Raw genomic sequence first — 26,349 nt, 5'->3', positions numbered from 1 at the left:
CCGGGCTTCAACTCCTCAGGGCGGCCACCGGTGCCAGGCGCGCCGCGCGCCGGGCTGGCACCCACACGGCCAGCTGGCCCAGGGCCCACAGCGCCAGTGCGCCAGCGGGCAGATAGCCCCAGGGCAGGCGCGGCAGCTCATAGCTCTGCATCAGCAGCTGGCTCAGCGCCCAGGCACCGGCCATGCCGATGAGGATGCCGGTCGTCGTCAGCAGCAGGTTCTCGAGCTGGAAGTAGCGCAGGATCTGGCCCTGGGTGGCGCCCAGAGCGCGGCGCGTGCCGATCATGCGGGTGCGCTGCTGCACCCAGAAGCTCGCCAGGCCGACGATGCCCATGGCCGTCACCAGCAGCAGCGACACGCAGACACCGCCCATCAGCCAGGCCATGGCGCGGTCCTGGGCGTAGAAGGACGAACGCATCTCGGTCAGGCGCTGGCTCTGCGTGACGACACGGCCCTGGTCGCCTTCTTCGAGCACCGCGGCCGCGGCCTTGATGCGCGAGTCCAGCTGGCCCGGCTCGGCGCGGATCACGTACGAGCCGCCGCCGCGCAGCGGCAAGATCATGGCGGCACCATCACCGTCGCCACGAGCGCGGTGCAGCTGCGTGTGCGTCAGCGTCTGGACGACGCCGATGATGGTCGACGGCGAGCGGCCGAAGATATAGACCTGCTTGCCCAACGCCGGCTGGCCGGGGAAGAGCTTGTCGGCCATCACCTTGTTGATGATGAGCTGCGGGATCTTGGGATCGGAGACGCTGAAGGTCTGGAAGTTGTCGAGCACCTCGTCGGCCGTGAAGTTGCGGCCCTCCAGCAGCTTGAGCCCGAAGGTCGGGATCATCTGTTCATCGGCCGCGTATTGCGCCGCGCTGATGCGCAGGCCCTTGTTGTCGGGCTCAAGCGAGACGCCGCTGTTGTTGCTGTTGTTGCCGTAGACGATCTGGTTGGGCACCGTGGCCGCCTTGATGCCTGGCAGCGCACGCAGCCGCGTGAGGTCCTCGGACACGATGCCGGCGGTGCGCTCGGGCGGCTGGGGCTTGCTGCCGCGCAGGGTCAGCACGCCGATCTCGGTCTCGGCCATGCCGCTGTCGGTGTTCAGCGCCTCGACGCGGGTCTGGATCAGGTGCAGCGCATTGGTGACGATGGCGCAGGTCAGCGCCACCTCCAGCACGATGAGGCCGGCCGCGATGCGGTGGCGGCGCAGCGTCGACAGGATGGGCGCGAGATCGCTCAGGGCCCGGCCGAACGCCCCGAGGGGGTTGCCGGTGGCGCGGGCTGGCGGGACGATGGACAGCGTGGAGGAGTCAGACATCACTGCACCTTCAGTTGGACGGCGGGGGTGACGAGGGCCGCACGCCAGGCCGGCAGCAGGCCGGCGAGCAGGCTGGCCAGCAGGGCCAGGCCCAGCGTCAGGGCCAGCATGCTGGCGTCGAGCTCGGCCAGCTTGGCGTAGTCGTTCGGGCTCTGGCGCACCAGCCACAGCCCGCCCTGGGCGAACAACAGGCCCAGCAGCGCGCCGGCCAGGCCGAGCAGGCCGGCCTCGACGACGAACTGCTTGAAGATGTCGCCGCGCGTCGCACCGAGTGCGCGGCGCACGCCGATCTCGCCGCTGCGGCGCAGCGTCTTGGCCAGCAACAGGCCCACCATGTTGACGACGCAGACGGCCAGGAAACCAAAGGCCAGCCAGGTCTGCAGGCGCACGTCGGCGGGCAGCACCTTCTGCGCGCCCAGCCAGTCCATCACGTTGCGCAGGCGCACATTCGTCGGTCGCTCGTAGCGGCCGGCCTTGCGCTGAGCCTCGGAGTAGGCGACGAGGTAGTCGCGGTAGGCGGCGGCCTCCTCGGGCTTGGCGAACTCGACCCAGTACTGGATCCACGAGCAGCTCGCGTTCAGGTCCAGCGAGGTGCCGCCGTTGGCGCCCTTGGCCCAGCAGTTCATATTGCCCCAGTGGCCCATCTTCAGCAGCATGGCCGTCGAGAACGGCAGGTAGAAGTCCTCGGTCTCGGTGTAGCTGCCCAGGGTCAGGTCCCAGAAATGGGGCTGCACCTTCCAGGGCTTGAGCACGCCGACGATGCGCAGCGGCTGGCCGCGCACGATGACTTCCTTGCCCAGGCTGTTGCCGCCGCCGAACAGCTTCTCGTTGAGCGACGCCGAGATGACGGCGACACGCGCCTCGCCTTCGTCGTCGGCCGCGCTCCAGCCGCCGCCGTATTGCCACGGCGCGTCGAACATCGCGAAGAAGTCGGCCGACGTCATGCGCACGCTCGAGAAGATCGGCTTGGTCTGCGCATCGGGCAGGCCCACGGCGGTGTTGAAGCCGCTGGACATCGCCTGGCGCAGCGCCTTCTTGTCGCGCAGCAGTGCCGTCGCGTCATAGCGGCTCAGGTCGAAGTTGGGCTCTTCACCGGCCTTCCAGCTGACGATGTCCGACGCGTCGAGCTGCACGTTGAATAGGCGAGCGCTCTTGGCGGGAATGGGGTCGCCGGAGAGCACGTGATAGACGGTCAACGTCGTCATGCAGGCGCCGATGCCCAGGGCGAGCGCCATCACCATCAACGCGGAGAGGCCCTTGGCGGCAAGCGTGTTGCGCCAGGCGAGTTCGAGGTAGTGAAGAAACATCAGCGGTTCTCCAGAAGAGCGTTGACGGTGGCCAGTTCGGCGTCACCGAGGGAGCCGGCCGCCTGGTGCAGGGCGAGCAGGGCCAGCACATGGCGGTGGCGGGCCTGGGTCTGCGCGTTCTGCGCGCCGGCCAGGGTCTGGATGGCGAGGAGCAGATCGGTGGTGCTGCGCGTGCCCAGAGTCAGCCCGGTGCGCGTGGCTTCGAGCGCGCGCTCGGCGGCCTCGACGGCGACCTGCGCGGAGCGCAGCTGCACCGCGCCCTGGCCCACGGCCAGGTGCTGCGCCCTCACCTCGCGCAGCACGGCGCGGCGGCCGGCTTCGAGCTGCTCGCGGGCGGCATCCCGCTGAAAGCCGGCGCGGTCGGCCGCAGCGGCCACGGCGCCGCCGGCAAACAGCGGCACGGTCAGGCGCAGGCCGACCAGCGTCGGCGTGCGGCTGGCATCGAAGGCCGACACGCCGCTACCTCCACCGACATTGCGGCGCTGGGTCGTGTCCACGCCCACGCTCAAGGTCGGCAGATGACCGGCGCGCGCGGCCGAGATGCGCTGCTCGCTGGCCTGCACGTCCAGCTGCAGCGCGCGCAACTCGGGGTTGGCCTGCAGCGCACGCGCGGTCCAGGCTTCGGCGTCGTCCGGCAAGGCTTGTGCATCCAGCGCACGGCGCAACGGCTGCAGGGTGGTGACGGGCACGCCGGTCAATTGGGCCAGCGCCTCGCGGGCATCGGCCAGGTTGAGTTCGGCGGCCAGCGTGTTGCTGCGCGCCAGTTCGCGGTAGGCGCGCGACTGGTCGGCCTCGACCTGCGCCGACAGGCCAGCCTTGAAACGCGTGTCGGCCTCGCTGACCTGGCGGGCGAAGGCCTCTTCGTTGGCGCGCGCCGTGGCCAGCTGGGCCTGGGCCGACAGCAGGCCGAAATAGGCGTCGGCGACGCGGGCCCGCGCGGCCTGCTCGGCGGCGGCCAGGCGCGCGGACTGGGCCGAGGCCTGGCTGCGGCTGGCGTCCCATTCGCGCAGCGCGGCCAAGTCGAAGAGGGGCTGGCTGATGCTGCTCGTCGTCGTGCGCGAGCGCTCGCCACTGCCGTTCTCGCGCTGCTCGCTGCTCTGCAGGCTCCACTGCGGCAGCAGCGCCGCGCGGGCTTCGCGTGAGGCCGCTTCCTGCGCGCCATTGAAGGCCGCGGCCTGGCGCAGCAGCGGGTCGGCCGCGCGCGCCTGCGCCCAGACCTGCAGCAGGTCGTCGGCTTGCGCGGTGGCGCAAGCGATCAACAGCAGGAACGCGATGGTTTTCAAGCGGCGAGCTCCGCAGCCAGGTCGACAACCTGGCCGTCGATGACGTGGACATTGCGCTGCGCACGTGCGGCCAGCTGCGGGTCATGGGTGACCATGACGATGGTGGCGCCGTCGCGGTGCAGCTCTTCGAGCAGTTCCATGACGCTGCGCGCCATCGCGCTGTCGAGGTTGCCGGTGGGTTCGTCCGCCAGCAGCAGGCGCGGCTCGCCGGCCAGGGCCCGGGCGATGGCGACGCGCTGTTGCTGGCCGCCCGAGAGCTCGGCCGGGTAGTGGCGGCCGCGGGCCGACAGGCCGACGCGAGCCAGTGCATCGGCAGCGCGCTTCTTGCGCTCGGCGCCGCCGAAGCCGCGGTAGCGCAGTGGCACCTCGATGTTGTCGAGCACGCTCAGGTCGGGGATCAGGTTGAAGGCCTGGAAGATGAAGCCGATCTTCTGGTTGCGGATGCGCGAACGCTCGGCGTCGCCCATGCGGCTGACGTCGATGCCGTCGAGCTTGTAGCTGCCGCCGCTGAAGGCTTCCAGCAGGCCAGCGATGGTCAGGAAGGTCGTCTTGCCTGAGCCCGACGGCCCGGTCACTGCGACGAACTCGCCCTCGTTGACGGTCAGGTTGAAGTCGCGCAAGGCATAGGTCTCGACCATTTCGGTGCGGTAGACCTTCTGCAGTTTTTCCATTTGGAGCATGGGGGTTGTCCTGTTCACTTGGAGTGGGCGTGGTGGTCTAAGTGGCACTTGCTTGGTGGCAAGGTGCCGGGAGTCCCGCCCGGCGGCGGGGTAACTTTCTTCTGCGGCGCCAGAAGAAAGTCACCAAAGAAGAGGCGCTGAACCGCACACGATCGCGACGACGCCATAAGCGTCGCGCGAAAACTCTCTGCATCGTTTCGGGCAGACGCGACCCGCTGCGCTCTCGCTGCTGTCCCTATGACGAGCACCATCCACCGCCCCTTCACGCCGGTTAACGCCGGCTGCACGCCGAGCTCACCAGGGAATACCGCGTCGCTCGGGCGACGCTGCATTTGGTTTTCTCGTGAGCCCGGCGTGCAGCCGCGCGTTAGGCGGGCTGAAACGGCGATGGGTGACGCTGCTGATAAGGACAGCAGCGAGAGCGCAGCGGGTCGCGTCTGCCCAATCACCGAGTGGCTGTTGCACGGCACAGCTCGTGCACGTGGTGCTGGTGTGCGGTTCAGGGCCTCTTCTTTGGTGACTTTCTTCTGGCCCCGCAGAAGAAAGTTACCCGGCTGCCGGGACGGACTCCCGGCAATGCAGCGATCAGCAGCACTCGTCGCAGCACCAACCTGATCAAACATCACGACCAACCCTCAATCCGCAATCAGGACGCGCTCCGCGCCCTTGAAGTTGTCCGACCCGGAGATGACGACGCGGTCCCCGGCCGAGAGGCCCGAGATCACCTCGACCCGTTCCAGCGAACGCGCGCCCAGTTTGACGGCGACCTTCTCGGCCACGCCGCCCCGCACCACGTAGGCAAAGCTGCCGCCGCTCTCGTCGACGAAGCTGCCGCGGGCCACGCCCAGCACCTTGTCGCGCTTGTCCAGCAGCACGCGCACCGACAGGCGCTGGTTCTGGCGCAGCTGCTCGGGCTGTTGCCCGGCAAAGCGCAGCCGTGCGCTGACCTCGCCATTGACGACCTCGGGCGACACCGAGCTGACCTGGCCGGCCCAGCGCTGCCCGTTGCCGGTGATCTCGCCGGGCATGCCGGGCTGCAGCTCGCGGGCAAAGCTCTCGGCGACCTGCATCTGCACTTCCAGCGCCGACAGATCGATGACCGACAGCAGCTTGGTGTCGCGGGCGACATTGGTGCGGTCGGGAATGAAGAGCTGGCCGACCTGGCCATCCACCGGTGACCGCACCTGCAGCTCGCTCACCTGGCGCTCCAGGTCGGCGACGAGCAGTTGCTGGCGCGCCAGCGCACTCTGCTTGGCCTGCACGTCGAGCTTGAGGCTGTCGGTCTTGAGGCCGCGCAGATCGCGGGCCTGATCGTGCGCGAGCTTGGCCTTGGCCAGGGCGTCCTGGGCACGCTCGACCTGCATGCGCGCCGTGGCGCCGGCCTCGAAGGCCTGGGTCTGGCGGGCCAGGTCGTTCTGGGCGGTCTGCTGGTCGATGCGGGCGTTCTCGAAGGCGCTCTGCAGCGCGGCCGTCTGTTGGCGGGCCTCGACCTCGGCGCGGGCCAGGTCGGCGCGCAAGGCATCGACATTGCTGCGCTCCTGCGCCAGACGGTTGGTCAGCTCGGGTGAGTCGACGCGGGCCAGCACCTGGTTGCGCTTGACCGGGTCACCGGCCTGCACGGCGAGCGTGACGGTGCCGGCGCCGGGCGCGAACAGCGTCGGGCTCTGCGCGGCGACGACACGGCCTTCGCCGGCGACGTCGCGCGTCAGCGGTGCCACGTCGACGGTGGCCACGGACAGCCGGGCGATGCTGACGGCCGAGTCGGCGGACAGCATCTGCTTGATTCGGCCGCCGCTCACCAGCACGAGCACGGCCACGACGACCGCGCCGCCGGCCAGCAGCAGCGGCCAGCGCCGGGACTTTTGAGCGAGGGGGCGGTCCTGTTCCGAAGTGTCGCGAAAGCGGGTGTTCATGCCCTTTCTTCCGCAAGGGATGTGCCAGCACGCGCCTCGTGAAAAATCAACGACTTGCAGCCGTGACATGTGTCCGCGGACAGGTGGCGGACAGTCCGTACAAGGTCCGCAACGGGCAGCAGCGTTTGCTTACGAAAGCGCACAACTGGTGGCGAGACGACACGACTGGCCGGCTCCAACAATCGCGCCGCTTCGGAGACTGAAATGACTCTCGCCCGACTTTGCCTGCTGGCCGCGCTGACCAGCCTGAGCTGGCCCGCGCTGGCTAACGATCTGCCGCCGTCGACCATGACGGAGTCGGAGGCGCGCCGCTTCCTCGGCCAGGCCAGCTTCGGGCCGACGGACGCCAGCGTCACCGATGTGATGGCCCGCGGCCGCGCGGCCTGGCTGACGGGTCAGTTCAACCTCGCCAACTCCGACTTCAGCGGCGTGCCCTATGTCGACCCCGACTCGAGCAAGGGCTGCCCCACGGGCGCGCCGGCAACCTGCAAACGCGACAACTACACGCTGTTCCCGGTGCAGGTGCAGTTCTTCGCCAACGCCGTCAACCAGCCCGACCAACTGCGCCAGCGCACGGCCCTGGCGCTGTCGGAGATCCTGGTCGTGTCGGGCAATGTCATCAAGCTGCCCAATGCGATGGCCGACTACCAGCGCATCTTTTTGCGCAACGCCTTCGGCAACTTCCGCGACGTGCTCAAGGAGGTGACGCTGTCCCCGGCCATGGGGCGCTTCCTGAACATGGCCAACAACGACAAGCCCAGCCCGACCAAGGGTATCGAGCCCAACGAGAACTACGCCCGCGAGGTGCTGCAGCTGTTCTCCATCGGCCTGTCCCAGCTCAACCTCGACGGCAGCCTGCAGCTCGATGCCAAGGGCCAGCCCATCCCCAGCTACGACCAGGACACGGTCGAGGGCTTCGCCCACGCCTTCACCGGCTGGACGTATGCGCCGCGGCCGGGCGCGACGAAGAACAAGTTCGGCAACCCGAGCTATTACGACGCGCCCATGGTCGCCTTCGACGACCACCACGACAAGGGCACGAAGAAGCTGCTGAACGGGACCATGCTGCCCGGTGGCCAGACGGCGCAGGCCGACCTCGACGCAGCCGTCGACAACATCTTCAACCACCCCAATGTCGGCCCCTTCATCGGCCGCCAGTTGATCCAGCAGCTCGTCACGGCCAACCCCAGCCCGGCCTATGTGCAGCGCGTGGCCACGGCCTTCAACGGCGGGGCCCTCGTCAACGGCCAGCGCAGCAAGCGCGGCGACATGAAGGCCGTGCTGACGGCCATCCTGACCGACGCCGAGGCCGCCTCCCCACAGGCGCCCGCCAACTTCGGCAAGCTGCGCGAACCCATCCTGCAGCTGACCCACCTGCTGCGCAGCATGGGCGGCGTCAGCGATGGCGTCTGGCTGCGCAGCCAGGCCGCGAGCCTGGGCCAGACGGTCTACAGCCCGGCCAGCGTCTTCAACTTCTTCCCGCCCGACTACGACCTGCCCGACAACCCCAGCCTGGACGGCCCAGCCTTTGGCGTCTTCAACGCCAGCGCCGCCTTCAAGTTGAGCGGCGTGCTGCAGACGGCGCTGAACGGCAAGGGCGTGGCGGCCGACGCTTCCGTCCCCGGCGCCACCGGCACCAAGATCGACCTGACCCGCTGGCAGGCTCTGGCCACCACGCCGACCAGCCTCGTCGCCGAGATCAATCGCGTGCTCTTCGCCGGCCGCGCCAGCACGGCGCTGCAGACCGCTCTGCTGAAGGCCGCGCAAATCGCGCCGGCCACCAAGCCGCTGGACCGCGCCAAGGCGGCGCTCTTCCTCGCCGCGATGTCGCCCGAGTATTTGGTGGAGAACTGAAATGCTGAATCGTCGCCATCTGCTCTCCCACGCTGCGGCCTTCGCCGGCGCTTCCGCCCTGCCCTCGCTGGCTGCGCCGCTGCTGGGCAGCGACTACCGCGCTCTCGTCTGCGTCTTCCTCTACGGCGGCAACGACGGCAACAACATGGTCGTGCCGATGGACACCGCCGGCTACGCGGCCTACGCCCGGGCACGCGGCACGGCCGGCGCCGGTGGGCTGACGCTGCCGCAGTCGGCCCTCGCGCCGCTGAACGGCGGCGGCATCGGCCTGCACCCGGCGCTGACGCCACTGGCCGACATCTGGAACCAGGGCCACCTGGCCGTGCAGGCCAACGTCGGCCCGCTGGTCAGGCCCATGACCAAGGCCGAGTTCAACGGTTCAGGAGCCCAGCGACCGAGCAATCTCTTCTCCCATGACGACCAGCAGGACCAGTGGCAGCGCGGCCAGTCCTTCAGCGGCAATGCGGCCACGTCGGTCACCGGCTGGGGCGGCCGGATCGCCGATTTGCAGGCCGCCAATGGCGTCGTCCCCATGGCCCTGTCGGTCAGCGGCAACAACGTCTTCATGAACGGCGCGACCCAAGCCGGCCTGACGGTCGGCAGCGGCACCAGCTTCGCGATCAAGGGCTTTGGCAACAACCTCGGCGCCAGCCCGCTCTACCAGCTCTATCAAGGCCTGCTGCAGCAGCCCTATGCCAACGCCGAGGAACGCGCCGCGGCCAGCGTGCTCAACCAGGCCCTCAAGGCCAGCAATGTCCTGAACACGGCGCTGTCGGGCACCGGCAGCATTGCCGGCCTCTTCAGCGGCCTGGGCAGCAACATCGCCCAGCAGCTGCTGACGGTGGCCAAGATGATTGAGGGCCGCTCGGGCCTGGGCGTCTCGCGCCAGCTCTTCTTCGTCAGCATGGGCGGCTTCGACACCCACAACGACCAGCTCAACCAGCAGCAGGCCCTGTTCTCGGACCTCGGCCCCGCGCTGAAGGCCTTCTACGACGCGATGCAGCAGCTCGGCGTTGCCAACGCGGTGACCACCTTCACCGCCAGCGATTTCGCGCGCACCTTGCAACCCGCTTCGGGCGGCGGCACCGACCACGCCTGGGGCAACCACCAGTTCGTGCTCGGCGGCGCCGTCAAGGGCGGGCTCTACGGCCGCATGCCCCAACTCGTTCTCGCCGGGCCGGACGACATGTCCGACGAGGGCCGCTGGCTGCCGACCACGTCGGTCGACCAGATGAGCGCGACGCTGGCCAGTTGGTTCGGTGTCGGCGCGGCCGACCTGGGCGCGGTTTTCCCCCACCTGGCCAACTTCAACGTGAAGAACCTGGGCTACTTCGGCTGATGACAAAACTGGCAGGGGCCGCTGGTACAACCGTCCCATGCCCGACACCTACTCCATCCAGTGCCACTGCGGCCAGCTCCGCGGCCTGCTGCAGCCCACACGCCCGTCCAATCGCTGTGTCTGCCATTGCTCCGACTGCCAGGCCTTTGCCCGATACCTGGGCGCGCAAGACGCGCTGGACAGCCAGGGCGGCAGCGACATCGTGCAGGTCCCGGCCTCTCACGTCGTGTTCACGCAGGGCCAGGACCGGCTGACCTGCATCCGCCTGACCGACAAAGGCATGCTGCGCTGGTACGCGAGCTGCTGCCGCACGCCGATCGGCAACACTCTCGCAGACCGGAAGGCCGATTTCGTCGGCCTGATCCATACGGGCCTCGGTCAGGACAAGGCCGCGCTCGCGGCGTCGTTCGGACCGGTCACGATGCGTGTGGGCGTCGACGGCGCCCTGGGCGACAGCAAGCCGAAAGCGGCGGGCATGTTCAGCGGCATCGCCAAGACCCTTGCCATGATCATCATGGGCCGTCTGCGCGGGACCTACCGCGCCAGCCCCTTCTTCGATCCGCAGACCGGCACTCCCGTTGCGAAGCCCCGGGTGCTGTCCACCAAGGAACTTGCGGCGGCCAAGCGCGTCGGCTGAACGCAGCTACTTCGCCTGAAGCTCTTCGCAGGGCTGGATCATCAGGCCGTAGTTGGCCTCCTTGGCATACAGGAAGCGCCCGCTGCTGACTTCGAACAGCAGCTCGGTCGACACGATGCGGCCCCACCAGGCGCGCAGGAAAAGCAGATCTTCGTTCAGCCACTGCACCTCGACGTTCTGGGCCAGCTCGGCGAAGTCCAGCCGCCAGGCACGCTTGGGGCCCTGCAGCGTGTAGATCTCGATGGTGTTGACGCGGGGCACGCCCTCCTTCGTCGAGTCGATGGTCACCAGACGATGGAAGGCCGCCGTATCGTGGGGTGAACGCGGCTTGTACTCGGGGTCGCTGTCGTCCAGCTCGCGCTCCGGCCGGGCGACCAGGCGCTTGACCGACACATGACCCGCCAGCGGCACCAGACGCGGCGCGGAATATTCGACGCTGACGGCGTCGCAACGGGGGGCAGCCTGAGCATTGCAGGCAAGGATCAGCAGGGCGAGAGCGGTGTGGCGCATGGGGCGAGACGCTGGAGCGTGGCGGGATGCTGCCAGCCTCAACGCCCCGCGCCGCGGCGGGATGACTTCGTTCGTGGGGGGCGGGCGGCTTTCAGGCGCCGACCGCGACAAGGAAGCAGTAGGCCAGCACCGCGCCCCACAGGCACAGCCCGAACAACGAGGAAGCGCTTCGCATCATGTCGTTCTCCCATCCGTTAGAACGCGGCTGCCGGCGCCTCAGGCACGCAGCAGCTTGTCCGCATAACGCCAAGTTTGCGGGGCTTGGGGAAACACTGTTGCCAGTGCGGTTTCCGACAGGCCGAGATGGCGCTGCAGCAACGGCGTCAGCACCTGGCGGAAGTCAGTGCGCACGGCCAGGTCACGTCCGTCGGCCAGGGCGCTTGCGTCCAGGCCCGGCCATTCGCCCAGCATCTGCCCGCCGGCGACCGGGCCGCCGAGCAGCCAGATGACATTGCCGCGGCCATGGTCGGTGCCGCCGTTGCCGTTCTGGCGCAACGTGCGGCCGAACTCGCTGACGACGACGATGACGGTGTCCCGGTAGGTGTCGCCCAGGCCCACGCTCAGCGCATCCAGGCCCTCGCCCAGGCTGGCCAGGCGGTTGGCGAGCTGGCCGCGGGCGGCGCCTTGGTTGACATGGGTGTCCCAGCCGCCCACCGCCGTGAAGGCAAGCTGGGTGTGGGCGTCCTTGCGGATCAAGGTACCCAGGCGCCGCGCATCAGCGGCGAAGCTGCGCGCGGACGGCGCACCGGCGTCGGCGCTCGGATCCATGGACTTGCTGCCTTCCCCCACCATGCCCGCCGCCATGCTGCGGCTCATCTCACCGCGGCCCTGGGTCGTATCACGCAGCGTGCCGCTGAGCTGGGCGTCGTTGGCATAGAGCTTGGCGAGGCCTGCCTGCATCTGCGGGTCGTCGATGGCGCGGCGCTGCATCGCATTGGGCCCCAGGCCGAGGCTGGCGACGCTGGCCGTGCCGGCAAAGATGCGCGGCGGCGTGCTGCCCTGGCTGATCGCGCGCGTTGGCGCCGGCTCACCCGGCAGGGCCGTCAGCAGCCGGTTCATCCAGCCATCGGGCGTGGACTTGCGACCCGGCGTACCGGACTCGAGGTAGTCCTGGGCGTCGAAATGCGAGCGCGTCGGGTCGGGCGAGCCGCTGGCATGCACGAAGGCGAGCTGGCCGCCGTCCCAGTGGCGCTTCAGCGGGCTCAAGGATGGATGCAGGCCGAACAGCGAATCGAGCTTGATGAGGCCATCCTCCGCGCCCGGTGCCGCGAGCGCAATCTGCGGGCGGCTGGTGGCGTACTCGCGCTCGCCATAGGGCACGACGACCGACAGGCCGTCCACCGCGCCGCGCAGCATGACGACGACGAGCTTCTTCTGGGTGCCCCCCTGGGCGTGCACCAGAGACACAGGCAGGCCGCCGAGGGTGAAGGCACCGAAGTGCAGCAATTGACGACGCAACATGGCGGTCACCTTTTCATGAAATCGGGGCTGGCGAGCAGCAGGGCAACCTGCTGGCCCACAGGCTCGGTCGCCAACGTGCGGCGCGTGGGTTCACTGACCGACGCACCCAGGGTGCTGGTCAGCTTCTCGGCGCTGATGCCACTGCGCTGGCCCAGCGTCGTCGCCAGTTGCACGCGCTGCGTCAACGCCTCGGGGTTGCGCCAGGCGGCCGCAGTGTTCTTGTAGCCATCGGGCGTTTGTGCGCCGTAAAGAGGCTGGCCCGCCTGCGCCAGCGCGGCGAGCAGATTGCGCGGGTCGGCCGGCTGCAGGTCCAGCGCGCGCAGGCTGGACAGCAGGTATTGGTAGGGCGTCTTGAACTTGGCCTGGTAGGCCTCGCGGCTCCAGAACTCATCGGCGCGGATCAAGGTGCGCGCGAACTCGCGCAGGTCGCCGCCCGTGGCCTTGAAGTTGTCGGCGAGCTTTTGCACCAGGCTGGCCGGCGGGTCGTCGGCCACAAAGGCCTGAGCGAACTTGGTGGCCAGATGGCGGGCCGTGGCGGGATGGGTGGCCAGCACGTCCAGCGCGTGCTCGCCCTCGGCCTGGCCGGCGCCCTTGACGCTATGGCCCAGCCAGGTCTTGCTGCCGTTGTCATGCTTGCGCGGCTCGAAGGCGAACAGGTCGCCCGTGCCGCCGACCAGCGCCTTGCGCGTGTCCAGGCCCCAGCCGGTCAACATGCGCGCCAGCTCGGTCACGTCACGCTGCGCGTAGCCGCCATCCACGCCGAGGGTGTGCAGCTCCATCAGCTCGCGGGCGTAGTTCTCGTTGAGGCCGCTGGGCACCCGGGCCTTCAGCTCCGGCCGCTCGGCCAGGAAGCGGCGCGCGCGCTGCGGCGGCTCATAGCCGGCGACGACGCTCTGGGCGTTGTCGAGGTAGATCAGCATGGCCGGGTGCTTGGCGGTTGCGCCCAGCATGTAGCGGAAGCGCCCGAGCACATGGGGCCGGATGGCGCGCTGCTCGTAATCGGCCACGAGCACGCCGACCGCGTTCTTGCCCGCAAAGACGTTGAAGTGGTTGAACCAGAACTCGGTCAGCACCTCTTCGAGCTGGGCCGGGCTCAGCAGCGCACGCGACAGACGGGCCGTCGCGGCCTGGCCGACGAGGGGGCGGATCTTGTCGCGCACTGCATTGATCGCATCGGCATCGGTCTTCATGCCCTGGGCCTGCTCACGCCGGGCCTCGCGAGCGGCCTTCACCGCCTCGCGGTAGCGACCCAGCAGCTCGGCCTGGCCGAGTTGGAGCACCTCCAGGCTGGCCAGGCGGGCGCTCAGGCCTTCAGGCTGCGGCAGGCGGCGCGGTTCCAGTTGCTCGCTGAGGAAGCGCTCCAGCCATTTGTCGGCGCCTTGCGCGGCGATGGCGGCGGCGTCAGCCGGGCGCGGGCCGTAGCCCAGGCGGTTTAGCGCGTGCAGGGCGCGCTCATCGGCGCTCAGGGCCGGAGCTGCAACCGCAACAGCCGCCTGGCTGCGGCGCGCTGCCAGCATGACGCCGCCGGCCAGGGCGGCGGCACTGCTCAGCACAAAGCGGCGGTTTTTCATGGGGACCTCTCCGGTTTCTTGAACCAGAGAATCGCCCGATTCACGCAAGCTCGTATGGCCGATGCGCAAAGATTTGTAGCGAGGAGCCCCTCTCGCCCGAGGCTGGCCGGCTAGGGGACGATCCGGCGCTCGGCCCGCAAATTCATTGGCCGCGAAGCCAATGCTCAAGGCTGCGCAGCGTGGCGGCTAGGTCAAGAGGCTTGTTCCAGTAGCCGTCAAAGCCATGGCGGCGCGCCAGCTGGGAAGCGACGAACTCGGACTCGGCCGTCACCAGCAGGGCCGGCACACCGTCGGGCAGGCCGGCAGCGCGCAGCTGGGTCAGCAATTCGTCGCCACCAATATCGGGCAGGCGCAGATCGCACAACAGCAAATCGACGCGATCCTGCGCCACCAGGCGTCGGGCATCCGCGCCGCTGCGCGCCACCAGCAGGCTACAGCCGGGGCGCAGCTCCAGGATGCCTTGCATCAGCATCACGTTGACGGGATCGTCCTCGACGTAGAGAACCTGGCTTGTCGTCATTCCCGCCCCTTCAAAAGCAGATGGCAGGCTGCAAGCGCCTGGATCGGGCAACACGGCATCGGCAGGGGACAGGCATAGGAACATGACTCGGGATTTTGCGCTGATTATCAAATCTATTAATACGAATGATCAATGCACCCGCCCCTGAACGGGTGGCGTCGCGCTGGATTTGCCAAATATTGCAAGGCGGCCGCGGCGGAAATCGCCTAGGCGCGACGACGCAGTTCGGCCAGCGCCCGCGACAGCGGCAGCCAGCCGTCGGGCAAGGGCCTGCCTGGCGCCCCGTCCGCCGCCGCCATCTCCAGCGCGCGGGCCTGGGCGGCCAGGGCGGGATGGCCCAGCAGCTCCAGCACGGCCTTCAGGCCATGAGCGACGCGGCGCAGTGCGGGTGCATCGCCGCTGGCGACGGCCGCATTGCCCTGCGCGAGATCATCCGCAAAGCGGTCCAGGCAGCCGGCGCGAAAACTCTCGTACAGGGCCCGATCGCCGCCGAAATGCTGCAGCACCGGGTCAACGCCCGTGGCCAAGGCCGCGACCGGTGCGGTGGCCAGGGCGCGCCCCCGCAGCAGCTCGCTGACCGTGTCCAGCAACTCGGTCAGCGGCACGGGTTTGCGCAACGTGCGCACGACGCCGCGGGCGGCCAGCGCCGCATGATGGTCGGGGTGAACGCCAGCGCTGAAAATCACCCACGGTGGCGCACCGGCAGCCTGGGCCAGGCCCTCTGCGAGCAGGGTTTCGGCGGAGCCGTCGGGCAGCATCAGGTCGCTGACGACGAGCTGCCAGCCGCCGCCAGCCAGCGCGTCGCGGGCATCGGCCAGGCGGCGTACGACGCTCAGCTCGACCGCCGGCGCCGCCGGGTCATGGTCCGGCAGCTCCTCGAGAGCCAATTCGACGAAGCGGGCAATCGAGACGTCATCCTCGATCAGCAGCAAGCGCGCGGGCATAGGTATGCGCGCGCTCAGGCCGGCTGAGCCGCTGCGGCCTCGGCCAGCAGCGGTGGCAGCTCGGTGACCAGGGCCGTCTTGTGCACCAGCGGCACGCCCTCCAGCGCAAAGGCATACGGCGCACGCTGCGCCTCGTCCAGCGCGGTCACAACGATGAGGCGGCTGCGCGCGAACTGTGGGTGAGAGCGCAGGCTGGTGATCAGCGCCGCGCCGTCGATGCCGGGCAGCAGGATGTCGATGAGCAGCACGTCCGGTTCCAGGCGGCCGGCCATGGCCAGGCCGGCGATGCCGTCGGAGGCGACGTGCAGCTCGGCCTCGGGCAGTTCGCGCTTGACGACCAGGCTGATGAGGTTCTGGAAGTGCACCGAATCCTCGATGAGCAGCAAGGTCAAGGGGCGTTCGTTCGCTCGGGCGCCAGTGCCTGGCAGCGCTGTCGTCGCACGGCCGGCGCGGGCGGCGAGCCAGGCCTCCAGCGAACTGCGCAGGATGCGGCGGTGGCCGCCTGGCGTTTTCCAGGCCTGCAATTCGCCACGGTCGACCATCAGCTGCACGGAGCGCACAGCCATGCCCAGCTGTTGGGCGGCTTCGGTGGTCGAGCAGGTGTCGGGCGTGGAGGGGGTGCGGTTCACTTGCGATATTTTGCCGAATTTGCCGGCAATCGCCGAGTTGGAATATTTGATAAAAATGATCGCATCGGAGAATGCGGCACCGATACGGAGCTAGCCATGTTGTTCACCGCCGCCTTCGACCCATCCACACCCCCGCTGGCGCTGCCCCATCCTGCCCTCGACGAGGACCATGACCGCAGCGCCCATCGCGTGCGGCTCGGGCATCTGGCGGAGGCCCTGGCCGTGCATGTGGGCATGGACGCCGACAGCGCCCGCCAACTGCGCCTGGCCGCACCCCTGCACGACATCGGCGAGCTGGACGTCAGCCCCGCCAGCGCCGTACCGCCCTGGCCGCTGACGGCCGAGGAAGAGCGCCACCGCCGGCGCACCCAGCCGCACCGTGGCGCGGCCCTGCTCAGCGGCTCAAGCCTGCCCCTTTTCGCCATGGCGGCCGAAATCGCCCTGTACCACCGCGAGCGCTGGGACGGCAGCGGTTATCCCGAAGGCCTCAGTGGCGAGACCATTCCGCTGTCTGGGCGTATCGTTGCCGTCGTGGACTATTTCGACGCACTGACCCTGCCCCGCAGCTACCGCCCGGCCCGCGCCGACGACCGCGCGCTGGCGATGCTGGCCGAGCAGGCCGGCAGCGCCTTCGACCCGGCCATCGTCGCCGCCTTTCTGGCCCATGCCCCCGAGCTGATCGCGCTGCGCGACCGCGTCAACGCGACGCGCGCCGGAGAGAGGGCATGACGCGGCTGGCTGCCGCGCTGCTCGGCCTTCTCGGCTTTTTGGCCACCGTCGCCGCCGCACCGGTTTCAGCGGCCCCCAACAACACAACCCCTTCGCAGCGCGTGCAGGACAGCGGCGAGTTGCGGGTGTGCATCTGGCCCGACTACTACGGCATCTCGCTGCGCAACCCGCGCACCGGCCAGCTGTCGGGCATCGACATCGACCTGTCGGCCGCCTTCGCCGCCGACCTCAAGGTCAAGCCCGTCTATGTCGACTCCTCTTTCGCGACCCTCATCGACGACCTGCTGCGCGACCGCTGCGACGTTGCGATGTTCGCCGTCGGCATGACGCCACAACGCGCTCAAGCACTGCGCTTCAGCCGGCCCTATCTGGAAAGCGACATCTATGCGGTGACAACGCGCAGCAGCCGCGTCGTGAAGAGCTGGCAAGACCTGGACCGCCCCGGCGTGCGCATCGCCGTGCAGGCCGGCACCTTCATGGAACCGGTCATGGCGGGCGCCCTCAAACAGGCTAACCTCGTCGTCGTGCGGCCACCCGACACCCGCGAGCGCGAACTCGAGGCCGGCCGCGTGGACGCCTTCATGACCGATTACCCCTACAGCCGCCGCCTGCTGGACAACGCCGACTGGGCCCGCCTCGTCGCGCCGCCCACGCCCTTCTTCGTGCTGCCCTATGCCTATGCCGTCAAGCCCGGCGACGCCGCCTGGCTGACGGCTGTGGATGAATTCGTCGGGCGTATCCAGCGCGACGGCCGGCTGCAGGCCGCCGCCAAGCGCCACGGCCTCAGCGCCATCGTGCGCGAGAAATGAGGCCCCCGGTCCAAGGCGTACCTTGGCCCGCCCCCCGAGGGGGCGGCGATGCTTGGCGGATCGACCGCCAAGCACATCGCCTGCGCGGGCCGGCTTGGGAACTGGAGTCGGACACAAGCAGTCCCTGCGGACTGCTTGTGCCTACGGAAGGACATGGACCTCTGGCCCATGGCAGGCCCGGCGCTCGGCCCGCAGGGGAGCTCTGACATGCCCCACCGTAGTCGCTGGCGCCCAAGCATCATCACCGCCAGCGCCGGCGTCCTGCTCGCGGCCACGCTGCTCGCCGGCGCGGGCTACAGCATCTGGCGCGAGAAGCGCGAGCAGACGACCGAGGCCGCCGCCCGCCAGGCGCTGCTCGCGCGCGTGCTCGAGGACCACGCCAGCCGCAGTCTGGACGCCGCCCAGCTGGCCCTGGCCGGCCTGGCCGACGTGGCCGAGCGCGGTGCCCCACCCGAGGTGCTGCAGGCCCTGCTCGGCCAGACCCAGGCCAGCCTGGGTTTCCTGCGCGGCGTCGCCCTGCTCGACGAGGCCGGCCACGTGCTGGCCGCCGCCGACCCCGCCGACCGCGGTGCGCAGATCGCCACGGCCAGGCTTGGCCCGCTGCCGGCCCTGGGCCAGGACTCGCTCGGCGGCTTCGTCGCCGCGCGCAGCCTGGCCAGCCTCGCCGGAGTCGCACCAGGCAGCGCGGCCGCCGTCGTGCCGCCGGGGGTGGGCTTCATCCCGCTGCTGCGCGGCATCAGGACCCCCGGCGGGCGGCCGGCCCTGCTCGCCGCCCTGCTCAACCCCGACGCACTGGCCAACTTCCAGGAACTGACGCTGAACGACGCTCGCGCCGCGGCGGCACTCGTCGACCTGGACGGTCGGCTGCTCGCCGTGACCGCCGGTGCCGACCACCTGGCAGGTGAACGCCTGGCCTCGCTGCAACTCCCCACCGGCCCGCTGGCGCGCGTGCGCACGGGCAGCGAATACGGCCGCTGGGACGGCCCGGGCCTGCGCGATGCCGACCAGCTCGGCGCCTTTCGCGCACTGCGCACCCGCCCCCTCGTCGTCGTCGTTGAACTGCCCCAGGACGAGTTGCGCACCCAGTGGCTGTCCACCGCATGGGACCTCGGCCTGCCCGCCATCGGCATCGCCGCAGCGTTGCTCGTGCTGTCGGCCGTGGGCGCGGCGGCCCTGCACGCGCGCGAGCGCTCCATGCTGGATCTCGACGAGGCCCAGCGGCAGGTCGCCGAGCGTGAGCGCGAGCTCAGCGCCATCTTCGGCAGCGTGCAGGACCTGCTGTTCCGCACCAACGCAGCCGGCCAGGTGACCTTCATCAACGAGGGCTATGCCCGCCTCAGCGGCCATCCCGTCGCCCAGGTGCTGGGCCGGCCGCTGCAGGAGCTGTTCGGCGGCTCGCCGGCCGTGGCCACGCTGTTCGCGGCCGGCGACGTTCACGAAGCCCGGCCGCACGAACTGCGCGCCGACTGGATCGCGGCCGACGGCAAGGCGCGCAGCTTCGAGATCCACCTGGTGCCGCTGCGCCGCCAGGCCGGTGTCCTCGAATGGGTGGGCAGCGCGGCCGACGTCAGCGGCCTGATGCGCGCCCAGGCCGAACTGCGCGCCCAGCTCGGCCTGGCGCGCTCGCTGCTGTCCAGCAGCCCGCTGCCAACGTCGGTGCTGGACAGCGACAACCGCTACCTCGACGTCAACCGCGCCTGGGAGCAGTTCACCGGCCGGCGCCGCAGCGAGGTGCTGGGCCGCAAGGCCGCCAGCTATCTGCGCCCCGAGGAGGCCGCCCTGCACGACAGCCGCGACGCCGAGCTGCTGGCGCGCGGCGGCGAAATGAACTACGAGGCCGTCTGGCAAGGCGGCGATGGCCGCCGGCGCGACCTCTACATCAGCAAGTCCACCTTTCCCGACGCCCACGGCCGACCCATGGGCATCGTCGTCTGCTTCATGGACATCAGCGAATTCCGCGAGGCCGAGCGCGCCACGCGCGCCGCCCGCGACGCCGCCCTGCACGCTTCGCGGGCCAAGTCCGACTTCATCGCCAACGTCAGCCACGAGCTGCGCACACCGCTGCAGTCCATCCTCGGCTTCTCCGAGATCGGCGCGCGGCGCGCGCGTGCCGAGCCCCGCCTGGCCGAGCTCTTCGGCGACGTGCACCACGCCGGCCAGCGCATGCTCAGCCTCGTCAACGACCTGCTCGACCTCAGCAAGATCGAGCGCGGCGCAGAACCGCTGCATCCCGAGCGCCTGGACCTGAGGCCACTGGCCGTCGAGGTCGGCCGCGAACTCGAGCCCCTGCTGGCCGCACGTCAGCTCAGCCTGGCCATGGCCCTGGGCGACGAGGACCTCGTCGTGCTGGCCGACCCGCGACGCCTGCAGCAACTGCTGCGCAACCTGCTCGCCAATGCCATCCGCTTCTCGCCCGTGGGCGGCCACATCGAGGTGACCGCCTGGCAGGACGATGCGGCCGACGAAGTGCGCGTCGACGTCGCCGACCGCGGCCCCGGCATTCCGCCGGACGAGCTGGAGAGCATCTTCGAGGCCTTCGTGCAGTCCAGCGCCACCAAGAACGCCGCCGGCGGCACGGGCCTGGGCCTGGCGATCTGCCGGCGCATCGCCGAGGCTCACGATGGCCGCGTCTGGGCGGCCAACCGCGCCGGTGGGGGCGCCGTCATCAGTCTGGCACTTCCCGCCACGCGCTTTGGCGACACCACGCCGGCGGCGCTTTGACGGCAACATCGAAGGGAACCTCATGGCTGACAGCGACAAGACGAGCGACAAGCTGTTCGCGGGCTCGATCCCGAGGCTCTACGACACCTTGATGGTCCCGCTGATCTTCGACGGCTATGCCGCCGACACGGCGGCGCTGGTCGCGGCCGGCTCGCCGCGCACCGTGCTCGAAACGGCCGCCGGCAGCGGTGCGGTCACCCGCGCGCTGGCGCCAAGACTCGGCGCCGCCGCGCGCTACGTGGTGACCGACCTGAACCAGCCAATGCTCGACTACGCCGCCAGCCAGCAAGGCGCCGACAGCCGCATCGAATGGCGGCAGGCGGATGCACTGGCCCTGCCCTTCGACGACGGCGCCTTCGACGTCGTCTGCTGCCAGTTCGGTGCGATGTTCTTTCCTGATCGCGCCGCCGGCTACGCGGAGGCGCGGCGCGTGCTCAGCCCCGGCGGGCGCTTTGTCTTCACCGTCTGGGACCGCATCGAGGAGAACGCCTTTGCCGACGAGGTCACTCACGCCGTGGCCACGGTGTTCGCGCACGACCCGCCGCGCTTTCTCGCCCGCACACCGCACGGCTATCACGACGTTGCGCTGATCCGCGCGGACCTGAGTCGCGCGGGCTTCACCGAGATCACGATCGACACGCGCGCGAAGCTGAGTCACGCATCCTCGGCTCGCGCCGCCGCCACGGCCTATTGCCAGGGAACACCGCTGCGCAACGAGATCGAGGCACGCGACGCCGGCCTGCTCCAGCTCGCCATCGACCGTGCCACCGAGGCGATCGCCAGCCGCCACGGCGAAGGCGTGGTGGCGGGCAAGATCCAGGCCCATGTGATCGTGGCGGCGGGATAGCGGTTGCCGCACAGTGCCGCAGGTGACAGCCCCTCACCGCGCCGGCCGCGCAGAATCGCCGCACCGCTTGGAGCCGTCATGACCGCACGCGCCACCTTCACCCGCATGGACGAAAGCAGCCGCGAAGACTGGGGTCTCATCGTGCCCGAGGCGATGAAGATGGCCCGCAGCCTGCCTGACCGCGTGCTCGAGCATCTGCGCCTGCTGGACGGCGACTTCGGCGGCTTCCCGGTCGACCGGCTGACGCACTGCCTGCAGACCGCCACGCTGGCCCATCGCGACGGGCGCGACGAGGAGTACGTTTGCTGCGCGCTGCTGCACGACATCGGCGACACGCTGGGCTCGTTCAACCACCCCGACATCGCCGCCGCCATCCTCAAGCCCTTCGTGACGGAAGAGAACCTGTGGATGGTGCAGCAGCACGGCATCTTCCAGGGCCACAACTTCTTCCACCACATCGGCCTGGATCGCGACATGCGCGAGCAGTTCCGCGGCCACCCGCATTTCGGGCGCACGGCCGAGTTCGTCGAGCGCTACGACAACCCGGCTTTCGACCCGCACGCCCAGGCGCTGCCGCTGGCGTTCTTCGAGCCCATGCTCAGAAGGCTGATGGCCCAGCCGCGCCAGTCGGTCTACAAGGCGGCGATGAAGGCTTAGGCCTTTTGGTTGGCTTTCACAGCCGCCTTGATCAAGGCCTTCAGCGCCGCCTTGTCGATCTTGTCGCCTTCCTTGAAGTCGATGGCGCGACGCACATTGCCTTCCAGGCTGGAGTTGAAGAGACCTTTCGGGTCGGCCAACGAAGCGCCCTTGGGAAAGGTCATCTTCACGGCGCTCTTGTAGGCCTCGCCGGTGCAGACGATGCCGTCATGCGACCACACCGGATTGCTCCATTTCCACTCCTCGACGATGTCGGGGTCAGCCTCGTGGATCAGCGCCCGCAGCGCGGCCAGCATCTCGCTGCGCCAGCCGCCCAGGCTCTCGATGCGTTCGTCGATCAATGCCGCGGCCGGCGGCGTGGATTTCGATGTGCTCATGGAGCGCAAGCTTAGCCAGCTTCTCTGAAGGTGATGCCGGCATGCTTCTCGTCGTAGAAGGCCATGCGGCCCTTCAGTGCAACGTGCTCGTCATAGGGCGCTTCATAGGACCAGATCGCGTCCTTGAGGCTGCGCCCGTTCTGGGTGACGCTGTAGTAGGTGGCATCGCCCTTGAAGGGGCAGTGGGTCTGGGTTTCGCTGCGTTCGAGCTTGTCGACCTGGACGCTGTCGCGCGGGAAGTACAGGCGCGGCGGCGCGCCGGTCTCGTCGACACGGATGACGTCGTCGGACTCGGCGACGACCTGACCGTCGATGCTGGCCGTGACCCGGTGGGCGACACGGGTCTCGGCAACGGTGTGTTCGGGATGGTCACGGTGACCGGGGGATTTGCTCATGGGGGTCCTTTCATGCGTCAACGGCGACGGCCCGTCCCGCGGCAATCGCCGTTCCTAGCGCCGCAACATCAGCAAGCCCAGCAGCAGGAAGATGGCGTACAGCGCCCTCTGGAACATCAGGGTCGGCAGGCGCTCGCGCAGGCGCGCGCCGAGCGCCATGCCGGCAAACGCCGCGCCCAACGCCACGCCGCTGGCCCAGGGGTCGGGCGGCGCTGCCGCATCCAGGCCGCCCAGCCGTGCAGCCAGGGCGAGGGAGGCCAGCATGAAACTGATGCCCAGAGCCTGGATCAAGGCGCCCCGTCGCAACTGCAGGGATTGCAGAAAAGGCACCATGGGCAGCACGAAGACGCCGGTGGCCGCGCTGACCGCACCGCCGAGCAAACCGGCCAGCGCGCCCAGCCAGCCGGCATGTCGTCCCGGATCCGGCAGCCGCGGCCGGCACAGGCCAAACACGCCATAGGCCACCAGCACGGCGCCCAGCGCCAGCCGCGCGCCGCCATGGCCCGTGCCGAGGCTGGGCACCGGGGCGAACAACGTGCCCAGCACCAGGCCGGTCCACAGCGGCCAGAGCCGCCGCCACAGCCCGGCCGCGTGCGGGCCCATGCACTGGGCGACATTGGTCAGCAGCGCCGGCAGCAGCATCAGCGCGGCGGCCGGTGCCGCCGGCAGGTGCAGGCTCAACAGCGCCATCGCCAGCGTGGGCAGGCCCATGCCAGACACACCCTTGACGAGGCCCGCCAGCAAAAACGTCAGTGCCACCCAGCCCAGCAGGCTCGCCGACAGCCAGTCGATGTCATCCATGCCGGCATGGTCCGCGCGCCGGCCACCTGCGTCCATCGCGCAATGCCGCGCCTATCCTCAGGCATTGCCGAAGGATGAGCCATGACCGCACGCAACCCCCACTACCGCATCGACCCCTTCGACCTGCGCCTGTTCGCTGCCGTGGCTGAAGGCCGCACCATCACGGCCGGTGCACGGGCCGTGCACCTGTCCCTGGCGGCCGCGAGCACACGGCTGCAGGCGCTGGAGCGGGTCGTGGGCGCCGTGCTGATGCAGCGCGCCAAGACCGGCGTCACGCTGACCGACGCCGGCCGCACGCTGCTGCGCCATGCGGGTCGGCTGCAGCGCGAGATGGAGGCCTTGCACGCCGGCATGGCAGCGCATGCCCACGGCGTGCGCAGCACGGTGCGGCTGCTGTGCAATACCGCGGCGATCAGCGAGCATCTGCCGCCGCTGCTCGGCCCCTTTCTCGCGGCCCACGCGGACATCGACGTGGAGCTGCGCGAACTGGACAGCCAGGAAGTGCTGTTCGCCATGCGCCAGGAGCGCGCGGACCTCGGCATCGTGGCCGACTACGTCAATACCGAAGGATTGGCGACGCGCCCCTTTCGTCGGGACGAGCTTGTCGCCGTGCTGCCCGCCGCAGGGGTGAAGGGCCGGGCGCGGGCCATCGCCTTCACCGAGTTGCTGGCCCAACCTTTCGTCGGGCTGCCGGCAGAGGCGGGCCTGAGCCGCTTCCTGCAGGCCCGCGCGCTGCAGCATGGCCGTGGCCTGCACCACCGCGTGCAGGTGCAGGGCTTCGACGCCATGCTGCGCCTCGTCGCCGATGGCGTCGGTGTGGCTGTCGTGCCGGCGCTGACCGCGGCGCGGCTGGCTGGTCCACGTGTCCGTGTCCGCCGGCTGAGTGATGCCTGGGCCGTGCGCCAGTTACTGCTGTGCTTCGGCGAACTCACGCCCGGCGCCGCCGCGCTGCTCGATGCCCTAGTCGTGCAATGAGGACAGGAACTGCTTGAGCTCCGGCGTCTGCGGCGCCCCGAAGAGCGCGGCCGGCGGGCCGATCTCGTGCACGCGGCCCTGGTGCATGAAGATGACGCGGTCCGCCACCTTGCGGGCGAAGCTCATCTCGTGCGTGACCATCAGCAGCGTCATGCCTTCGTCGGCCAGGGTCTCGACGACGCGCAGCACCTCGCCCACCAGCTCCGGGTCCAGCGCCGAGGTGATCTCGTCGCACAGCAAAACCGCTGGCTCCATCGCCAGCGCGCGGGCGATGGCGACGCGCTGCTGCTGGCCGCCGGAGAGCTGGTCGGGCATGGCGTCGAACTTTTCGGCCAGGCCGACACGGCTGAGCAGCTTCGACGCCTGCTCGGCCGCCTCGTGCGCGCTGCGCTTCTTCACCAGCGTCGGCGCCAGCATCACGTTGCGGCCCACGCTCAGGTGCGGGAACAGGTTGAAGCCCTGGAAGATCATGCCCACCTGCTGGCGCAGCGCGCGCATGGCCATCGCGCTCTCGTAGAGCAGCGGCTTGCCGTTGACGGTCAGCGAGCCGTCCTGGAACTGCTCCAGCCCGTTGATGCAGCGCAGCAGCGTGCTCTTGCCGGAGCCGCTCTTGCCGATGATGGCAATGACCTCGCCGCGCAGCACGTCGAGGTCGATGCCCTTGAGCACCTCGTTGGCGCCATAGGACTTGCGCAGCGCGGTGATGCGCACGATGGGGGCGCCAGGCACGACGGGCGCGGCCTGCAGGTCTTCAAGTTGGGCGGCCATGGGCTTTGCCTTCCAGATGTTGTGCCAAGAGGCTGACGGGGAAGCACAGCGCGAAGTACAGCAGCGCCACGCAACCGAAGACGAGGAAGGGCTTGAAGCTGGCGTTGGCGATCATGCTGCCCGCCTTGGTCAGCTCGATGAAGCCGATGACCGACGCCAGCGCCGTGCCCTTGATGACCTGCACCAGGAAGCCCACCGTCGGCGCGATGGCCAGGCGACCGGCCTGCGGCAGGATGACGTGGCGCAGCTGCTCGCCGAAGCTCAGCGCCAGGCTGCGCGCCGCCTCCCACTGGCCGCGCGGCACGGCGTCCACGCAGCCGCGCCAGATCTCGACGAGGTAGGCGCTGGTGTAGAGCGTCAGCGCCAGTGCCGCGGCCGTCCAGGCCGACACCTCCAGGCCCAGCAGGGCCAGGCCGAAGTAGGCGAGGAAAAGCTGCATCAGCAGCGGCGTGCCCTGGAAAAGCTGCACGTAGAGCGCGATGGCGCGCCGGGTGCGGGCGCCCATGCCGATGCGCAGCGTCAGCAGCAGGCCGCCCACCAGGCCGCCGCCGATGAAGGCGATGACCGACAGGGCCACCGTCCAGCGCAGCGCCAGCAGCAGGTTGCGCACGATGTCCCACAGGGTGAACTCGATCATGCCGACCGCCTTCCGAAGATGAAGCGCGGGCCGGCCCAGCTCAGCAGCTTGCGCGCTGCGATGGCCAGGGCCAGATAGGCCAGCGTCGCGATGATGAAAGCCTCGAAGGCGCGGAAGTTGCGGCTCTGGATGAGGTTGGCTGCATAACTCAGCTCCTCGGTGGAGATCTGCCCGCAGACGGCCGAGCCCAGCATGACGATGATGATCTGGCTCGTCAGCGCCGGCCACACGCGCTGCAGGGCCGGCGGCAGCACGACGCGCGTGAACACCTGCACGGGGCTGAGCGCCAGGCTCTGCGCCGCCTCCCACTGCCCACGCGGCGTGGCCTGGATACCGGCACGCAGGATCTCGGTGCCATAGGCGCCGAGGTTCAATGTCATCGCGATCAGCGACGCAGCCTCGGGCGACAGTTTCACGCCCGCGGCCGGCAGGCCGAAGAAGATGAAGAAGAGCTGCACGATGAAGGGCGTGTTGCGCAGCAGCTCGACGTAGGCACCGAGCAGGCGGCGCAGCCACACCGGGCCGCTGGCGCGCGACCAGGCGCCCAGCGTGGCGATGAGCAGGCCCAGCGGCGTCGCGATGAGGGTGAGCCCCAGCGTCCATGCCAGGCCCTTGAGCAGCAGCGGCCATTCGGCCAGCACCGCGAGGAAATCGAAGCTGATCATGGCTTCGCTCGCTT

Annotated in this window: 26 protein-coding genes; 9 read left to right on the top strand and 17 right to left on the bottom strand. The window is 69.5% G+C overall.

Going from position 1 to position 26,349, the window contains the following annotated elements:
* Positions 1 to 7 precede the first annotated feature (7 nt).
* The 5 genes from AC1DW0_RS28415 to AC1DW0_RS28395 all read right to left on the bottom strand — a co-directional run bounded on the left by AC1DW0_RS28415 (position 8) and on the right by AC1DW0_RS28395 (position 6,489).
* A complete protein-coding gene (locus tag AC1DW0_RS28415; protein ID WP_082533075.1) occupies positions 8 to 1,306 on the bottom strand; it encodes an ABC transporter permease in 1,299 nt (432 codons plus the stop codon).
* Entirely contained in the window at positions 1,306 to 2,613 is a 1,308-nt protein-coding gene (locus AC1DW0_RS28410) for an ABC transporter permease (RefSeq protein ID WP_056205381.1), read from the bottom strand. Before AC1DW0_RS28410 ends, AC1DW0_RS28415 begins: the two co-directional genes overlap by 1 nt.
* Positions 2,613 to 3,896, bottom strand: a complete 1,284-nt coding sequence (locus AC1DW0_RS28405; RefSeq protein WP_477949388.1) for a TolC family outer membrane protein — start codon at positions 3,894 to 3,896, stop codon at positions 2,613 to 2,615. The genes AC1DW0_RS28410 and AC1DW0_RS28405 overlap by 1 nt, the downstream gene beginning before the upstream one ends.
* Positions 3,893 to 4,576, bottom strand: coding sequence for an ABC transporter ATP-binding protein (locus AC1DW0_RS28400; protein WP_056205385.1), 684 nt, complete (start codon positions 4,574 to 4,576; stop codon positions 3,893 to 3,895). Before AC1DW0_RS28400 ends, AC1DW0_RS28405 begins: the two co-directional genes overlap by 4 nt.
* 635 nt (positions 4,577 to 5,211) lie before the next feature.
* Entirely contained in the window at positions 5,212 to 6,489 is a 1,278-nt protein-coding gene (locus AC1DW0_RS28395) for an efflux RND transporter periplasmic adaptor subunit (RefSeq protein ID WP_457350454.1), read from the bottom strand.
* Positions 6,490 to 6,693: 204 nt separating this feature from the next.
* Between AC1DW0_RS28395 and AC1DW0_RS28390 the strand changes: the two genes are divergently transcribed.
* The 3 genes from AC1DW0_RS28390 to AC1DW0_RS28380 are packed head-to-tail and all read left to right on the top strand — an operon-like array spanning position 6,694 to position 10,319.
* Positions 6,694 to 8,343: a DUF1800 domain-containing protein gene (locus AC1DW0_RS28390; protein WP_477949386.1), complete on the top strand. Its 1,650-nt coding sequence runs from the start codon at positions 6,694 to 6,696 to the stop codon at positions 8,341 to 8,343.
* Position 8,344: 1 nt separating this feature from the next.
* Positions 8,345 to 9,682: a DUF1501 domain-containing protein gene (locus AC1DW0_RS28385; protein ID WP_477949384.1), complete on the top strand. Its 1,338-nt coding sequence runs from the start codon at positions 8,345 to 8,347 to the stop codon at positions 9,680 to 9,682.
* A 37-nt stretch (positions 9,683 to 9,719) separates the two neighbouring features.
* Positions 9,720 to 10,319, top strand: coding sequence for a DUF6151 family protein (locus AC1DW0_RS28380; protein WP_477949382.1), 600 nt, complete (start codon positions 9,720 to 9,722; stop codon positions 10,317 to 10,319).
* 6 nt (positions 10,320 to 10,325) lie between these two features.
* On the opposite strand, the gene AC1DW0_RS28375 is transcribed toward AC1DW0_RS28380, so the two are convergent.
* From AC1DW0_RS28375 to AC1DW0_RS28350, 6 genes are all read right to left on the bottom strand, one after another.
* Positions 10,326 to 10,829, bottom strand: coding sequence for a hypothetical protein (locus AC1DW0_RS28375; protein ID WP_457393420.1), 504 nt, complete (start codon positions 10,827 to 10,829; stop codon positions 10,326 to 10,328).
* A gap of 216 nt (positions 10,830 to 11,045) precedes the next feature.
* Positions 11,046 to 12,290 (bottom strand): DUF1501 domain-containing protein, encoded by a 1,245-nt coding sequence (locus AC1DW0_RS28370; RefSeq protein ID WP_477949380.1) that lies wholly within the window; start codon positions 12,288 to 12,290, stop codon positions 11,046 to 11,048.
* A 5-nt stretch (positions 12,291 to 12,295) separates the two neighbouring features.
* Entirely contained in the window at positions 12,296 to 13,861 is a 1,566-nt protein-coding gene (locus tag AC1DW0_RS28365) for a DUF1800 domain-containing protein (protein ID WP_477949378.1), read from the bottom strand.
* A gap of 142 nt (positions 13,862 to 14,003) precedes the next feature.
* A complete protein-coding gene (locus AC1DW0_RS28360; RefSeq protein WP_056205400.1) occupies positions 14,004 to 14,381 on the bottom strand; it encodes a response regulator in 378 nt (125 codons plus the stop codon).
* A 206-nt stretch (positions 14,382 to 14,587) separates the two neighbouring features.
* Entirely contained in the window at positions 14,588 to 15,325 is a 738-nt protein-coding gene (locus AC1DW0_RS28355; protein WP_056205403.1) for an Hpt domain-containing protein, read from the bottom strand.
* A gap of 14 nt (positions 15,326 to 15,339) precedes the next feature.
* Entirely contained in the window at positions 15,340 to 15,963 is a 624-nt protein-coding gene (locus AC1DW0_RS28350; protein WP_477855906.1) for a helix-turn-helix domain-containing protein, read from the bottom strand.
* Positions 15,964 to 16,050: 87 nt separating this feature from the next.
* On the opposite strand from AC1DW0_RS28350, the gene AC1DW0_RS28345 reads away from it, so the two are divergent.
* From AC1DW0_RS28345 to AC1DW0_RS28325, 5 genes are all read left to right on the top strand, one after another.
* Positions 16,051 to 16,683, top strand: a complete 633-nt coding sequence (locus AC1DW0_RS28345; RefSeq protein WP_477949376.1) for an HD-GYP domain-containing protein — start codon at positions 16,051 to 16,053, stop codon at positions 16,681 to 16,683.
* On the top strand, positions 16,680 to 17,492 hold the full coding sequence (locus tag AC1DW0_RS28340) for an ABC transporter substrate-binding protein (protein ID WP_457320363.1): 813 nt from the start codon (positions 16,680 to 16,682) through the stop codon (positions 17,490 to 17,492). The genes AC1DW0_RS28345 and AC1DW0_RS28340 overlap by 4 nt, the downstream gene beginning before the upstream one ends.
* 207 nt (positions 17,493 to 17,699) lie before the next feature.
* The gene (locus tag AC1DW0_RS28335; protein WP_056205410.1) at positions 17,700 to 20,213 is read left to right on the top strand and encodes a cache domain-containing sensor histidine kinase; all 2,514 of its coding nucleotides are present in this window, start codon (positions 17,700 to 17,702) and stop codon (positions 20,211 to 20,213) included.
* Positions 20,214 to 20,235: 22 nt separating this feature from the next.
* Positions 20,236 to 21,060 (top strand): class I SAM-dependent methyltransferase, encoded by an 825-nt coding sequence (locus AC1DW0_RS28330; protein ID WP_477949373.1) that lies wholly within the window; start codon positions 20,236 to 20,238, stop codon positions 21,058 to 21,060.
* 78 nt (positions 21,061 to 21,138) lie between these two features.
* Positions 21,139 to 21,717: an HD domain-containing protein gene (locus AC1DW0_RS28325; RefSeq protein ID WP_056205413.1), complete on the top strand. Its 579-nt coding sequence runs from the start codon at positions 21,139 to 21,141 to the stop codon at positions 21,715 to 21,717.
* Here AC1DW0_RS28325 and AC1DW0_RS28320 read toward each other — a convergent pair.
* The 3 genes from AC1DW0_RS28320 to AC1DW0_RS28310 are packed head-to-tail and all read right to left on the bottom strand — an operon-like array spanning position 21,714 to position 23,290.
* Positions 21,714 to 22,094, bottom strand: a complete 381-nt coding sequence (locus tag AC1DW0_RS28320; RefSeq protein ID WP_056205414.1) for a DUF1801 domain-containing protein — start codon at positions 22,092 to 22,094, stop codon at positions 21,714 to 21,716. The two genes, AC1DW0_RS28325 and AC1DW0_RS28320, sit on opposite strands and share 4 nt — an antisense overlap.
* 11 nt (positions 22,095 to 22,105) lie before the next feature.
* Positions 22,106 to 22,489: a DUF427 domain-containing protein gene (locus AC1DW0_RS28315; protein WP_477949371.1), complete on the bottom strand. Its 384-nt coding sequence runs from the start codon at positions 22,487 to 22,489 to the stop codon at positions 22,106 to 22,108.
* A gap of 54 nt (positions 22,490 to 22,543) precedes the next feature.
* A complete protein-coding gene (locus AC1DW0_RS28310) occupies positions 22,544 to 23,290 on the bottom strand; it encodes a sulfite exporter TauE/SafE family protein (protein WP_477949369.1) in 747 nt (248 codons plus the stop codon).
* A gap of 81 nt (positions 23,291 to 23,371) precedes the next feature.
* On the opposite strand from AC1DW0_RS28310, the gene AC1DW0_RS28305 reads away from it, so the two are divergent.
* A complete protein-coding gene (locus AC1DW0_RS28305) occupies positions 23,372 to 24,265 on the top strand; it encodes a LysR family transcriptional regulator (protein WP_477949367.1) in 894 nt (297 codons plus the stop codon).
* Here AC1DW0_RS28305 and AC1DW0_RS28300 read toward each other — a convergent pair.
* From AC1DW0_RS28300 to AC1DW0_RS28290, 3 genes are read right to left on the bottom strand one after another with little or no spacing between them, the layout of a single operon-like run.
* Positions 24,251 to 25,033, bottom strand: a complete 783-nt coding sequence (locus tag AC1DW0_RS28300) for an amino acid ABC transporter ATP-binding protein (RefSeq protein ID WP_056205419.1) — start codon at positions 25,031 to 25,033, stop codon at positions 24,251 to 24,253. The two genes, AC1DW0_RS28305 and AC1DW0_RS28300, sit on opposite strands and share 15 nt — an antisense overlap.
* Entirely contained in the window at positions 25,017 to 25,670 is a 654-nt protein-coding gene (locus AC1DW0_RS28295) for an amino acid ABC transporter permease (protein ID WP_056205420.1), read from the bottom strand. The genes AC1DW0_RS28300 and AC1DW0_RS28295 overlap by 17 nt, the downstream gene beginning before the upstream one ends.
* A complete protein-coding gene (locus AC1DW0_RS28290) occupies positions 25,667 to 26,335 on the bottom strand; it encodes an amino acid ABC transporter permease (RefSeq protein ID WP_056205422.1) in 669 nt (222 codons plus the stop codon). The genes AC1DW0_RS28295 and AC1DW0_RS28290 overlap by 4 nt, the downstream gene beginning before the upstream one ends.
* Between the last annotated feature and the right edge of the window lie 14 nt (positions 26,336 to 26,349).

It is taken from the genome of Roseateles sp. P4_D2 (genome assembly GCF_056401875.1).
Note: the sequence above shows the minus strand (reverse complement) of the source record. Positions and strands in the feature narration are given on the sequence as shown.